Origin of the sequence: Bacillus sp. FMQ74 (genome assembly GCF_001875785.1) — a bacterium.
GTDB classification, from domain to species: Bacteria; Bacillota; Bacilli; order Bacillales; family Bacillaceae; genus Bacillus; species Bacillus stercoris.
This window is the reverse complement of the sequence record NZ_MOEO01000009.1, coordinates 21,718-35,921: the sequence shown is the minus strand read 5'-3', so window position 1 is coordinate 35,921 and position 14,204 is coordinate 21,718. Positions and strand designations below refer to the sequence as shown.

Below are 14,204 nucleotides of genomic sequence, written 5' to 3'. Positions count from 1 at the left end.
TTCATTTAAAATCCTCTGTAAACATACGGATCATCAGGTTTTTTAATGGTATTCCAGTCAGTTACTTTCACGACAGGGAGAGTTGACTTGAATGGCTGGTAATATTCTGAGGCCAGAGTGCCCTTAATGTGAATCCATTCATCATCCTTGATCTCCATGTCCTTCGGAAATTCCACAAGCATCCCGTACACACCGGAATCAGCGATACAGTGAATGATGCCAAACCTCAACACGAACAGCTGATTTTTGTTAATCGCGTTGCCTTTGTACGCAAATCCATGAAATTCAATCGTCCGTCCGAGAAATTCACCCGGATAGTTATAGATGGTTTCCATTCCTTTTAGGAAATCGTCATCGGTCAGAGAAATCTCTTTTTTGCTGGAATACTTATTAAACAGCTGTTTCATTTGTTTGTCATAGCTGTCTTGCGCGTAATAAAGGCTGGCATCAGGCCGCAAATACTGTGTTTGGGAGTAGTGATCTCCGCTCTCCATTGCCTTAAACGAGAACCCTTTTGTTTTGACAATCGATGAGTCAAGCGTTGCAATCGGGAAGAAAATGCCTGACACCAAAGGAAAAAGGAAAACTACATAAATCAAATAACGCTGATAAAATGGCTTGTTTTGTTCATGCTCATGTTCGTGATCATGGCCGCACCCGCAATCATGGTCATGGGGATGCCCGTCTTTTTCAGGCGACTTGATAAATAGATATGCTTGGACGGCGGTCAGAATGGCCAGCAGGAAGATCGCAATAAAGGAAAGATAGGCATATTTCATATTAATATATTTTGTTAGATTTCCCGAGGCATGCAGATGATAAAAGAAAAACGTAAATCCCATCAGCACCAATAGACGAAACATCCAATCACCCCTTTACCAGTAGTGAACCCGCTAAAACAATCACGACAATGTATGTAATCAGCAGGAAAACAAATCGTTTTTTGAAGGCCGCAAGCATCATCAATAGATTCTTAATATCCACCATTGCCCCAAAGACGAGAAAGGCGATTAACGATCCTAATGAAAATGTGCTGCTGAAGGAAGACGCGATGAATGCATCAACCTCTGAACAAAGCGACAAGACAAACGCAAGACCCATCATCACGAGGGAAGAGGATACATCATTCTGCCCGATCGCAAGCAAAGTGGATGTTTTGACATACGTCTGCATAGCGGCTGCGATAAAGGCGCCGATGATTAAATATTTCCCCACGGAGAAAAATTCATCAATGGCATGACGCAAGGTCCCGCCCAGCTTTTGGAGCAAGGTGCCGTGATGATGATGGTGTCCGGGTTCGTCAGTCTTTAAAAGCTGGTTATCCTTAAATTGATAGGATAAGATGACCCCGATGATCAGCGAAACGGCGAGAGCCAGTCCGCCTCTGTAAAAGACCACGCTCCATCTATTCCCGAACGCAATATAGGTCGAAAATAAAACGATAGGATTAATGATAGGCGCGGTCAGCATGAAAGCTACGCCCGCATGCAAAGGGACTCCCTTTAATAGAAGCCGCCTTGTAATCGGAATGATGCCGCATTCGCAGGCGGGAAATAAAACGCCGGCCAGCGCACCGAATAAAACGGCGAGAAAGCGGTTTTTCGGCATGATTCTTGCAATCATTTCTTCAGAAACAAACATTTGAATGATTCCGGAAAGTATGACGCCAATCAGAATAAACGGAATGGCTTCTATTAAAATACTGATAAAAATAGAATTCAGCTGAAGAAAAGATGATTGTGCTGTCACAATAAAACCTCCGCTCATGGTAAGCTGCCTCTCTTATGATACCAGAAAAAAAGGCACTGCTTGTTTGACGGAGGAGGGGAAAGGATCGTTTCACTTTGGTTAGGAATCCAAAAAGCCGAGTAGGATACTGTCTGTTTCAGCAGCTTCTTTTCCGAGCCAAATCAGGTGCCCCCATGAGTGAAGCAAACAGAGGGCGGCGCCATGAATGTGCTCTTTTGCATGATGTGCATGTGACAAGTCGACAAATCCATCATAAACACTTTGCATAATCAGCACGGGACATGAGATGGCCTGCAGTTCTTTCGAAGGGACAGCGGTTGTTTGTGACAAGTCAAGCAGAAATCCTTCACCAGAGCGCTGCCGGCTGTTCATTTTTCGAAAAGCTTCTATGTCGTTTTCATCCATTAAGGACTTGATTCGCTGAAACGGAAGCGTGCTGAATTGCGGGCTCATAGCTCGAAACATCAAACGCGGAAAGGCGTTATTCAAAGAAGAAATCAGCTTCCATATCCACTTTTCCAGCGGCGGGCGGAAGAGAATTCTCCCCATTTTATATTCAGTGTCTTTTGGGGTGAGCCACTCTTTGGTGACTGCGGATTGCAGGGTCAATGTATTTACTCTTTCCGGATAATGTGAGGCAAAGCATATGCCGCTCGTCCCTCCTGCTGAGATGGCGATCACATGGACACTGTCGATTTGTAAATGATCTAATAATTTCACATAGAAACAGCAGGCATTGGCAAGGCTTTTTCCAATCTCTTTTGACGTTCGTCCGTAGCCGGGCCTTGAAGGCGTAATGATGGAATACCCTTGCTCAATCAACGCTGTGTATCCGAATTCCTCGTAACAATTTGAATGCCCGCCATGCATGACAAGGATCGGAGTTCCCTTGCCTGTCACAGAATATTCTAGTGTGCTGCCATCGAAGGTGATCGTTTCGACTCGTCTTTTCATCTGTTTCACCCATTTGTTTTTTGCCTATTATAGGGTTTTCAGCAATTGACCACAAGGAGAAGAAATGAATAAACAAAGGCCCTTGAAATATGGTATACTTTTTATTGATATTCATTCTCAATTAAAGTTGTTGATATAGATGTGAACGGGAGGCAGGACGGATGGCTGAGAATCAAGAGGTATATGACGTTACGATTATAGGCGGGGGGCCGATTGGGCTGTTTACAGCTTTTTACTGCGGAATGCGGGAGCTGAAAACAAAGGTAATCGAATTTTTGCCGAAGCTCGGAGGGAAAGTGTCTTTATTTTTTCCTGAGAAAATCATCCGTGATATCGGCGGCATACCGGGGATTGCGGGAAAGCAGCTGATCGAGCAGCTGAAGGAGCAGGCGGCGACGTTTGATCCTGATATCGTGCTGAATCAGCGTGTGACCGGGTTAGAACGCCTGAATGACGGCACCATTGTATTGACAGGTTCTGAAGGGGAAAAGCACTATACAAGAACTGTGATTTTGGCTTGCGGCATGGGAACGCTTGAGGTCAATGAGTTTGACAGCGAGGATGCAACTCGGTACGCGGGCAAAAATCTTCATTATGGAGTGGAGAAGCTTGATGCGTTTAAAGGGAAGCGCGTGGTGATATCAGGCGGCGGAGATACTGCCGTCGATTGGGCCAATGAGCTGGAACCGATTGCGGCGTCTGTGACTGTCGTTCATCGCCGCGAGGAATTCGGCGGAATGGAAAGCAGTGTGACGAAAATGAAGCAATCATCGGTGCGGGTGTTTACGCCTTATCGTCTGGAGCAGCTGAGCGGCAATGAGGAGCGCATCCAAAAAGTGACGATTTGCCATACGGAGTCTGGCCAGAGGGAAGAGATAGCGGTTGATGAACTGATCATTAATCATGGCTTCAAAATTGATCTCGGGCCGATGAAGGAGTGGGGGCTAGAGATTGAAGAAGGCAGGGTGAAAGCGGACAGACACATGCGTACGAATCTTCCGGGCGTGTTTGTGGCGGGAGACGCGGCTTTTTATGAAAGCAAGCTGAGATTGATTGCCGGCGGCTTTACCGAAGGCCCGACAGCGGTCAACAGCGCGAAGGCTTATTTGGATCCTAAGGCTGAGAATATGGCGATGTATTCAACCCATCATAAAAAATTGGTACATAAATAAAACAGCCCTTGGGGGAAAGGGCTGTTTGCCATCAGCTGTGAAGGAGTTTTTTTTCCGCTTGTTGATTTTGGATGAAAGCAAACAATTCATCCTGTTCTTGGACGGCTGTGAATCCATAAGCCCCGGCAGCTGAGTCATCGCCTATACAGACGATAGGAGGCCGGCTTGCTGACGGTTCCGGCGAAATGCCAACTTGTTCGCCATCACTGATCAATTGCTGAACGGACAGCTTGTTCGGGCAAATGACCATGTGCAACGGGGATTCACTGATGGTACGCTGAATCATGTGGGTGAACCGGTCGTCTATAACGTTTTCATGAGTGATATAAAACGAACTGGACTCATGCTTCTGGACATTTTTCACTGCAGGGCGGCTCCCGACAACAAGGCGTTTTTCTGAATCAGGCTGAATGGCTGTGACAAGAAACCCCCGTTTTTCAAGCTCCGTCTTTGCTTGCTCAGTTGCTGCACTCAGTCGGGCTGTCAGCTGGCGGATGTCGATTTTCTGAGAAGCCAGTGCTCTGAAAAATTCACAAACCGCCCGGCGCGATGTGAAAAGTATGTCTTCAAAGCTGCCGATCTTTCGAAGAATTTTTTCATTGACGGGCATATTTTCAGTCCGCCACTTGGGCCATTCGATGACATCGGCGCCGGAATCGCGCAGCCTGTCTGCTAGCGGGTCTTCATCGTCGCCATGAGTGACTACCATCATATGCCGGCCGATAAGTGGTTTGCTTTCAAACCAGCTGTGTGTTTGAAAGTTAACGATATCTCCGATGACGATAATCGCAGGGTTTGTAATCTGGTGTTCCTGAACTTTTTGCTGAATGTTCTCAAGCGTTCCTTTCACACTTCGCTGGCGGCCCCACGTTCCCCATTGGATGACAATGACAGGGACAGAAGGCGATTTTCCGTATGAAATGAGCTGCTGGCAAATATAAGACAAGTTCTTGACACCCATGTAAAAAACAAGGGTTTGAACGCTTCGGGCAAGTCCTTCCCAGTCAAGGTTCGGCGTGCCTTTTAATGATTTATCATGCGCTGTAATCATGGCAAAAGATGATGCGAAATCCCGATGCGTGACGGGGATGCCTGCATATAGCGGCGCTGCAATTCCAGAGGTGATTCCCGGCACCATTTCATAGCGAATGCCGTGCTCATGAAGAGCATCTGCTTCCTCGCCGACTCTGCCGAATACACTCGGATCTCCGCCCTTCAAGCGAACGACGGTTGACCCATTTAATGCTTTTTCAACCAGCAGGGCGTTAATTTCTTTTTGTTTCATAAAATGGCGGTCCGGCAGTTTTCCGCAATAAATAAACTGGCAGTCCGGTGATGCAAATTCGAGCAGCTTCGGGTTGGCGAGCCGGTCATATAAAATCACATCTGCTTCCTCGAGCGCCTGTTTTCCTTTGATGGTGAGCAGCCCTGGGTCACCGGGTCCGGCTCCCACGAAATATACGATTCCGTTCTTCATAATCATGTCATCCTTCCGTCACTGTAAAAAATGAAGGACCACTAGAAAAGTGATCCGGTCTTTTGATCAATATACGAGATAAACATGTTCTCCTTCGATCAGCGTTTCATATGTTTTGACGCATCCGTGGTCAGGTTCTTGAACGATTCCGTCTTCTAAGGAGATTTTCCAGTCGTGCATTGGGCAAAAAACATATTCGCCGCTGACGATGCCTTCTGCCAGAACGCCGCCCTTATGCGGACAGCGGTTTTCGATGGCGCGGATGCTTCCGTTTGAAAGCTTGAAGACTGCAAGCTCCTTATCTTCAATATACACTGTTTTGCCTAATTGTTCAGGCAATTCTCCAATTTTTCCGATGCATACTTTTGTTACGTCTTTGTTTACCATGTCCATTCCTCCTTAATGTTTGTTTTTGTCATTATGATGTGGTTACAACATTTTCAAATAATTCTTTAGAGGTTTGTTTGTTTTCCAGGAAGCTCTTCCAAGGATCCTTGTGGACAGAGAGTGTTTCATTCATTCGGTCGTTCAGCTCCTGCCGCTTTTCCGGATCGTTTAACACGGACTGGACATGGGATAAACCGACGCGCTCAAGCCATGCGGATGTACGCTCCAGATAGTTTGCGGTTTCCCGGTAATATTGGAGGTAAGCGCCTGCGTATTCTAACACTTCTTCATTTGTTTTTACTTTCATCAGCAAATCGCCGGCGCGCAAATGGGTTCCGCCATTTCCGCCGACATAAAGCTCCCAGCCTCCGTCGATGCCAACTACACCAAGGTCCTTAATACCGGATTCCGCACAGTTTCGCGGGCAGGCAGACACGGCCATTTTGACTTTATGAGGCGTGTTCAGCCCTTCGAATTTTTTCTCAAGTGCAATGCCCAGTGCCATGGAGTCTTGTGTGCCGAAGCGGCAGAATTGCTCGCCTACGCATGTTTTTACTGTCCGAAGTGTCTTTCCGTACGCGTAGCCTGATGGCATATCAAGATCTTCCCATACCTTCAGAAGGTCTTCTTTTTTCACACCGATAAGATCAATTCGCTGGCCGCCTGTCATTTTCACGAGTGGGATCTCATATTTGTCGACAACATCGGCGATTTTGCGCAAATCTGTAGAGTTGGTCACGCCGCCGTACATCCGGGGAACGACTGAGTATGTTCCGTCTTTTTGAATATTGGCGTGCATTCGTTCATTAACAAAGCGGGATGTCCGTTCATCCTCGTATTTGGTTGGATTGATCATGCCTAAGTAGTAGTTCAGAGCCGGACGGCATTTGGAACAGCCTTCTGGCGTTTTCCAGCTGAGCACGTTCATGATTTCTTTTGTATGTGACAGCCCTTTGGCTTTGATTTCTTCTACGACCTCATCTCTTGACAATGTGGTGCAGCCGCAAATGGCTTCTTTTTGCGCTGACGCATCAAAGTCTGATCCGAGTGTATGCTGGAGGATTTCTTCTACGAGCGGCTTACAGCCTCCGCATGAACGGGATGCGCCGGTGCATGCTTTGATCTCGTCCGTTGACGAGCAGCCCTTTTCCTGTATGGCTTGAATAATCGCACCTTTTGACACGCCGTTGCAGCCGCAGATGATTTCATCGTCGCTCATCGCTGCGGTAATGCTTGTGCCTGCTTCTTGGTCGAGAGGCTGTAAGATTGATATTTTTGAGGTTTCAGAGATATCGGCTTCTTTTTGAATCATAGAAAACAGGCGGTTGCCCTCGCTGCTGTCGCCGAATAAAACAGCACCGACAATTTGGTTGCCTCTCAAGACGATTTTTTTATAGATGCCGTCCTGCTCATCGAAGACTTTAATCGCTTTTTTCTCCTCTGATTCGTTAAAGTCACCGGCAGAGAAGACCTCGACGCCTGATACCTTTAACTGTGTGGAGAGAACAGAACCTTCATACGGCTTTGTTTCGATGCCGCAAATATGCTTCGCCAGCACTTTTGCCTGTTCATAAAGCGGCGCCACAAGCCCGTAGGCGATTCCGCGGTGCTCGGCACATTCGCCGACCGCGTAAATGTGCGGGATTTCCGTCTGCATATAATCGTTGACGATGATGCCGCGGTTAACCGGAATGCCGCTCTCGGCTCCGAGCGTTGTGTTTGGGCGGATGCCGACAGCCATGACGACTAAATCAGCTTCAATGCTTGTGCCATCCTTGAAACGGAGGCCTTCGACACGACCGTCACCAACAATTTCTTCGGTTTGCTTTTCAAGTAAAAAGGTCATACCTTGTTTTTCTAACTCGTTTTGCAGCAGACGTCCTGCCGTTGCATCAAGCTGGCGCTCCATCAGGAATGGAGCGAGGTGGATGACGGATACTTCCATGCCGAGGTTCAGCAGTCCGCGAGCTGCTTCCAAACCAAGAAGTCCTCCGCCGATGACGGCTGCTTTTTTATATTGTTTTGACGCGGCGAGCATTGTGTCTGTATCTTTTATATCCCGGAAAGCTGTGACGCCTTTTTTGTCTGCGCCCGGAATCGGAAGGATAAAAGGGACCGAGCCTGTCGCCAGGATCAATTCGTCGTAAGGCTGGATTCTGTCTGCGTCTGTGAAGACTGTTTTGTTTTCCGTATCCACTTTGATGACTGTTTCATTTGTATACAATTGAATGTTGTTTTCTTCGTACCAGTTCCAATCGTTTAACGTAATATCTTTAATATCTGTATCGCCTTGAAGCACTTTTGACAAAAGGATTCGATTATAGTTGGGATGCGGTTCGGCACCGAAAATTGTGATCTGAAACTCGTCTTTAGCAACACTCAGTATCTCTTCAATGGCCCTTACCCCGGCCATTCCATTACCAACAAGAACTAGCTGTTTTTTTCCCATCAGATGATCCGCTCCTTATCAATGTTTTTTCCAGCGTAGCACAGCAAAAAGGAATATTTAAGATACATGTTATAAAATGTAACAAAATATACGAAAAGTTCTAAAAATTTTATGAAAAATTTAAATAGGTCTGATTCGGACGGCGCATACCTTAAAACCGGGCATTTTACAGGCTGGATCTAAGGCTTCCCCGATTAAATCATTCACATTTTGAGCGTCTGCCCAATGGATGGGAACAAAAACGGTATCTTTTCTGATTTGTTTTGATAATTTGCTGCGGACGGTGATGCTTCCCCGCGGAGATTCTATTTTTACCAGTACACGGTCCTCAATATTGTAGGTCGCTGCTGTTTGCGGATGGATTTCCATAAACGATTCAAAATGTCTCGCGGCAAGGGCGGCGCTTTTTCTTGTTTGGACGCCTGTTAAGTAATGAGACATGACGCGGCCTGTCGTTAAATAAAGCGGATAATCGGCTGTCGGCTTCTCTTTTGGAACAGGCGGTTCATTTGGAATTACACTTAATGCCGCTTTTTGATCCGGATGAGCAAATGATTCTGTAAACAAGCGCCCAATTCCGGGATGATCAGATTCCGGACACGGCCAGTGAATGCCGCCTTCACGTCTTAGCCTCTCATATGTGATGCCTGAATAATCGGCAATCCCTCCTCGGCTCGCTTCTCTTAATTCATTAAAAATATCCTCCGCTGACGTGTAAGAAAAGTAGCGGCCCTTGCCGAGAACGGATGCGAGATCACAAATGATCTGCCAATCATGCTTTGCTTCGCCGGGACAGGGCCGGCTTGCTTCTCTTAGTGTCACGCGGCCTTCTACATTTGTCATGGTGCCTTCGTCTTCTAAATAAGAGGATGCGGGTAAAATCACATCTGCGTATGTCGCGGTCTCTGAAATAAACAAATCGATTGCGACAAAAAATGTTAGTTTTCTTAAGGCTTTTTTTACAAGATTCGCATTTGGGCTGGAGACAGCAGGATTGGAGCACATGAGGAACAGTCCTTTAATGTCGCCGTCATTGATTTTTTCCATCATTTCATAGGCTGACACACCTTTTCGCGGCAGATCATCCTGATGGATTCCCCACAATTTCGCAACATGTGCCCGGTGTTGTTCGTTTTCAATAGATCGATAGCCCGGAAGCTGATCGGCTTTTTGGCCATGCTCTCTTGCACCTTGCCCGTTGCCTTGTCCGGTGATCGCCCCGTATCCTGAGTAAGGCTTGCCGATTTTTCCTGTGATCAGCACCATGTTTAAGAAGCCTTTCACAGCCGCTGTTCCATCGGTTTGCTGTTCAATTCCGCGGGCTGTAAACAACATGCCGGACGTTTCCTTGGCAAACTTTACAGCAGCTTTTCTTATATGCGCCAGCGGGACACTCGTCTGTTCGGCGATGTCATTCAGGTTTAACGAGTCAGTATGCTGCTTCAGCTCCTTGAATCCATTTGTTCGTGATTGAATGAAATCCTCGTTTATGAGCTGCTCGTCAATGATGATTTTGACGAGGCCGTTGGCAAGGGCGGCGTCTGTGCCGGGTTTGATTTTCAGATGAAGATCGGCAATTTTTGTTGTCGCTGTTTCACGCGGATCAATGGCAATGATGTAAGCTCCATTTTCTTTCGCCTTTTCAAAATACGGCATAATTGTAGGCTGGCATTCCGCAATATTGGTGCCGGCCAGAATGATCACACGGGTGTGGGGAATGTCTGATAAGGGGTTCGTTAAGCCTCTGTCCGCGCCGAATGTTTGGTTGGCTGCGGTTGCGGCAGCGGACATACAAAGCCTCCCATTGTAGTCAATGTATTTTGTCTGTAAGCCCACTCGTGCGAATTTCCCCAACAAATACGCCTCTTCATTTGTTATCGAGGCGCTTCCGTATACAGCCATGGCGTCATGGCCGTGTTCTGCTTGGATCATCGTCACTTGGTCTTTGATGTAATTCAGTGCTTCTCCCCAAGAAACAGGCATAAACTCGCCGTTTTTCTTTAGCAGCGGGCGTGTGATGCGGGAGGAGTTCAATACATGTTGGTGAGCATTCATGCCCTTCATGCAGAGACGGCCCTGTGTCGTAGGATTGTCAATCCCAACCGCTGTGTACTTTTTCCGTGTGACGATGGTTTGTTCCACGAGCTGCATTTTGCACTGCATGCTGCAGAACGGGCATTGGGTGTGATACGTTTTTTCTGATTGGACGTCTTGTTGTTTATCACGAAAATATCTAAGCAGTCGTTCAGTCAAAATGTCTCATCCTTTCTTATATGAGCCCGCCTCTACAGTCGGGGTTTGATCAGCGACAGGTCTGTTTGGAGGCTTTCCAGCAGCTGTGTCCTTAGGTCTTCTTCGAATAGCACTTCTCTGACATGAACGATCTCGAGACGGTCTATCCACTGATGAACAGCTTCTAAGTAATGAGCCGTTTCCCGATAATACTGGATCAGTCCTTTGATCATGCCGGCAGTGCTGTCTTCGTTGTCAGTCACGCAAAACAGAGCTCCTGAACGGGCGTGGGTTCCCCGGACGCCGCCGATGTAAATGTCCCAGCCAGCTTGTGTCCGAATCGCGCCGACATCCTGCAGGGCGGCACCGGTGCAGTCTGTTTCACACGATAAGCTGATAGAAATGGGAGCGGGTAAGGAAAGCGTCTCAAGGTGTCTTTCGATTTGGGCTGCCAGCTGCTGAATCAATCGATTTTGCCCGCATGTACATGCTTTGATGCTTTGCAGCGTGTGCCGGTGTTCATTGGTGTAAACGGGCATTTTTAGGTCTTTTTTTATATTCGGGAGATCCGCAGGCTTGATCCCCGAAAGCTTCAGTCTTTGGCCGTGAGTGATGGATACGTCAGGGATGCTGTATGCTTCGATGGTGTTGGCGATGTTTCTTAGCTGCTCCGCGTTTGTCCGCCCGCCATACATTTGCGGGATCAGGATGCATGTGTCTTCAGCGGCTGGTTCAGGCTGGACAAACCCGGGGTACAGCATTTCCAGGTAGTATTGAATCGCAGGAAGACAAGTACCGCATCCGTTTTTCGTTTTCCAACCAAGCTTGTTCATTGCTTCTGCCGGATCAGTGAATGGCCTGCGCTGAAGCTCAGCGATGATGTCGTCTTCTGTAAAATCGGTGCAGCCACAAAATGAAGGTGTGCCTGCGGGCTCCGTATATTCACTGCTGGCCATATATCTCAAGAGTTCTTCAACGAGCGGTTTGCACCCTCCGCAGGAGCCTGATGCTTTGGTACAGTGCTTGATTTCCTCAAGAGTTGTTAATTTTTTCATATGCACCGCGCCTTCAATCGCGCCTTTTGTCACTGAGTTGCATTGGCAAATCGTTTCACTGGAAGGCATGGATTCAAATAAAGTGCCGCTTTTCTCCGGTTCGATGATCTGCTTTTTGACAATGGAGATGTCTCGTTGTTTCAGTAAGCTGTCGAGAAGCCGCTGCTTATCGCGGGCATCTCCGAATAAAATAATGCCGGCCAGCTTGTCATCCTCAAAAAGTGCTTTTTTGTAAATGCCTGCTTGTTTGTCGTAAATATTGATGCTCGTCGTGTGTTCATTCTCTTGAATTTTTCCTGCTGACCACACATCGATTCCAGCTATTTTTAATGCCGCAGCTGGGGCTGAGCCTTGATATCCCTCACATGGAACGCCGCAAATATGTTTGGCGATAACGTTTCCCTGCTCATAAAGCGGTGCCACCAATCCGTACACCGTTCCGTTATGCTCGGCGCATTCGCCAACGGCGTAGATATTCGGTTCGCTTGTCTGCATGCAGTCATTCACGATGATCCCGTGGTTCACATCAATTCCAGCGGATACAGCCAATTCAATATTCGGTCTAACGCCAGCCGCCATCACAATCAGGTCTGCTTTTAGTGAAGAGCCATCTTTAAAATGGATTCGGTCTGCCCGTGTGGTGCCGGAAATGGAGACGGTGTCTTTCTCCAAAAGAAAGGTTAGGCCTTTTTGTTCCAGCTCCGTTTGCAGCAGCCGCGACGCTGTTTGATCGAGCTGTTTTTGCATAATGCCGGCGGAGTGGTGAATGACGCTGACATCCATGCCGAGCCGCTGTAAACCGATTGCAGCTTCCAACCCTAATAAGCCGGCTCCGATCACCGCCGCCTTTTGATAGTGCTCGGCCATGCTCATCAGCGCTTGGCAGTCTTCTATTGTCCGAAATCCATAGACGCCTTCTTTGTCTGCCCCGGGGATAGGGAGAATATAAGGGGAGGAGCCTGTTGCGACAATGAGTTTGTCATAAGACAGGATGCGCTTGCGATCCGTGACGATGCGCTGCTGATCTTTATCAATTTGAATAACCGTTTCGCCTGTGTAAAGCGTAATCCCGTGCTTGTCGTACCAATCCTTGCTGTTCAGTGTAATGTCATCGAGTGACGCTTCACCCTGCAATACAGAGGATAAGAGAATGCGATTGTAGTTGGGATGCGTTTCGCTTCCGAAAATGACAATCTCAAACATTTGGCGATTCAGCTTTAATATTTCTTCAATACAGCGAATACCGGCCATGCCGTTTCCTGCTAACACCAATCTTTGTTTCTTCATGTATCAGACCTCCTTTGACGCAGCTTGTAAGTTTTCTCCTATTAAAAATTATGTCACAATGCATTGTAAACGCATTAAACGTGTCACAAAAACTAACACATGTCTTTTCCAGAAAATAATGGTCATATATCCTTGATTCAGAAAATGTAAAATAATGAGGGTCAAGAAAGGGGAATCTTATGAAGCTGTCGGAACTGAAAACTAGCGGTCATCCACTCACTTTGCTCTGTTCCTTTTTATATTTTGATGTCAGTTTTATGATATGGGTAATGCTTGGGGCGCTCGGTGTTTATATTTCTCAGGATTTTGGCCTGTCTCCTTTTGAGAAAGGGCTTGTCGTGGCTGTACCGATTTTATCTGGATCTGTGTTTCGTATCATACTGGGTATTCTAACGGACAGAATCGGACCGAAAAAAACGGCAGTGATCGGGATGCTGGTGACAATGATTCCGCTGCTGTGGGGGACATTTGGCGGCCGTTCGCTGACTGAGCTGTATGCCATCGGGATTCTGCTTGGCGTAGCCGGGGCAAGCTTTGCCGTTGCGCTGCCTATGGCAAGCCGCTGGTACCCGCCTCATTTGCAGGGACTTGCAATGGGGATCGCCGGAGCGGGGAACAGCGGCACGTTGTTTGCAACCCTGTTTGGCCCTCGTCTGGCAGAGCAGTTCGGCTGGCACATTGTCATGGGAATTGCGCTGATTCCATTATTGATCGTCTTTATTCTTTTTGTATCCATGGCAAAGGATTCTCCTGCACAGCCGGCTCCGCAGCCGCTCAAAAGCTATCTGCATGTGTTCGGGCAAAAGGAAACATGGTTTTTCTGCATGCTGTACAGCGTCACGTTTGGCGGATTTGTCGGGCTCTCAAGCTTTTTATCTATTTTCTTTGTTGATCAATACCAGCTGTCAAAAATTCACGCGGGCGACTTCGTTACATTATGTGTGGCGGCGGGGAGCTTTTTCCGGCCTGTCGGGGGCTTGATTTCGGATCGTGTCGGCGGCACGAAAGTTCTTTCTGTACTGTTTGTCATCGTGGCACTGTGTATGGCCGGAGTCAGCAGCCTGCCATCGCTTTCAATGGTTATTGTTCTATTGTTTGTCGGAATGATGGGGCTCGGAATGGGCAACGGTGCAGTATTCCAGCTCGTGCCGCAGCGTTTTCGCAAAGAAATTGGCATGGTGACGGGAATCGTCGGTGCGGCCGGAGGAATCGGAGGGTTTTTCCTGCCGAACATCCTAGGATCTCTCAAACAGATGACAGGCACATATGCTATCGGTTTTATCACGTTTTCCTGTATCGCGCTGCTGGCGTTTGCACTTGTGCTCGCCGCAGGTTATTACTGGAGAAAAAGCTGGAGCGCGGAAAGCAGCCCGGCGGATGTTTAGGTTTTTGACGGACACGCGCTTGTGCGTGTCTTTTTTATTTTCTCTTGATTTTCATCA

At 47.5% G+C, this 14,204-nt stretch carries 9 protein-coding genes and 1 pseudogene; 2 read left to right on the top strand and 8 right to left on the bottom strand.

Going from position 1 to position 14,204, the window contains the following annotated elements:
* Positions 1-5: 5 nt before the first annotated feature.
* The 3 genes from BLL41_RS16555 to BLL41_RS16545 all read right to left on the bottom strand — a co-directional run bounded on the left by BLL41_RS16555 (position 6) and on the right by BLL41_RS16545 (position 2,703).
* Positions 6-863 carry a TIGR03943 family putative permease subunit gene (locus BLL41_RS16555; RefSeq protein ID WP_071578688.1) on the bottom strand — a complete coding sequence of 286 codons (858 nt, stop codon included), beginning with the start codon at positions 861-863 and terminating at the stop codon, positions 6-8.
* Positions 864-867: 4 nt separating this feature from the next.
* Positions 868-1,749 (bottom strand): permease, encoded by an 882-nt coding sequence (locus BLL41_RS16550; RefSeq protein ID WP_083428062.1) that lies wholly within the window; start codon positions 1,747-1,749, stop codon positions 868-870.
* Between the two features lie 99 nt (positions 1,750-1,848).
* Positions 1,849-2,703 (bottom strand): alpha/beta fold hydrolase, encoded by an 855-nt coding sequence (locus tag BLL41_RS16545; protein ID WP_071578686.1) that lies wholly within the window; start codon positions 2,701-2,703, stop codon positions 1,849-1,851.
* A gap of 161 nt (positions 2,704-2,864) precedes the next feature.
* Between BLL41_RS16545 and ffoR the strand changes: the two genes are divergently transcribed.
* Entirely contained in the window at positions 2,865-3,875 is a 1,011-nt protein-coding gene (ffoR, locus tag BLL41_RS16540) for a ferredoxin--NADP(+) reductase (protein WP_071578685.1), read from the top strand.
* Between the two features lie 31 nt (positions 3,876-3,906).
* Here ffoR and cobA read toward each other — a convergent pair whose 3' ends face one another.
* The 5 genes and pseudogenes from cobA to nirB form a co-directional block, all read right to left on the bottom strand.
* Positions 3,907-5,358 carry a uroporphyrinogen-III C-methyltransferase gene (gene cobA / locus BLL41_RS16535; protein ID WP_083428058.1) on the bottom strand — a complete coding sequence of 484 codons (1,452 nt, stop codon included), beginning with the start codon at positions 5,356-5,358 and terminating at the stop codon, positions 3,907-3,909.
* Positions 5,359-5,418: 60 nt separating this feature from the next.
* Positions 5,419-5,739: a nitrite reductase small subunit NirD gene (gene nirD / locus BLL41_RS16530; protein WP_014662717.1), complete on the bottom strand. Its 321-nt coding sequence runs from the start codon at positions 5,737-5,739 to the stop codon at positions 5,419-5,421.
* Positions 5,740-5,770: 31 nt separating this feature from the next.
* A complete protein-coding gene (gene nasD / locus BLL41_RS16525; protein WP_071578683.1) occupies positions 5,771-8,188 on the bottom strand; it encodes an NADPH-nitrite reductase in 2,418 nt (805 codons plus the stop codon).
* A 120-nt stretch (positions 8,189-8,308) separates the two neighbouring features.
* A complete protein-coding gene (gene nasC, locus BLL41_RS16520) occupies positions 8,309-10,441 on the bottom strand; it encodes an assimilatory nitrate reductase catalytic subunit NasC (RefSeq protein ID WP_071578682.1) in 2,133 nt (710 codons plus the stop codon).
* A gap of 6 nt (positions 10,442-10,447) precedes the next feature.
* Positions 10,448-12,762, bottom strand: a pseudogene (gene nirB / locus BLL41_RS16515) (nitrite reductase large subunit NirB).
* Positions 12,763-12,941: 179 nt separating this feature from the next.
* On the opposite strand from nirB, the gene BLL41_RS16510 reads away from it, so the two are divergent.
* On the top strand, positions 12,942-14,147 hold the full coding sequence (locus BLL41_RS16510) for an MFS transporter (protein ID WP_071578680.1): 1,206 nt from the start codon (positions 12,942-12,944) through the stop codon (positions 14,145-14,147).
* The last annotated feature ends 57 nt before the right edge of the window (positions 14,148-14,204 follow it).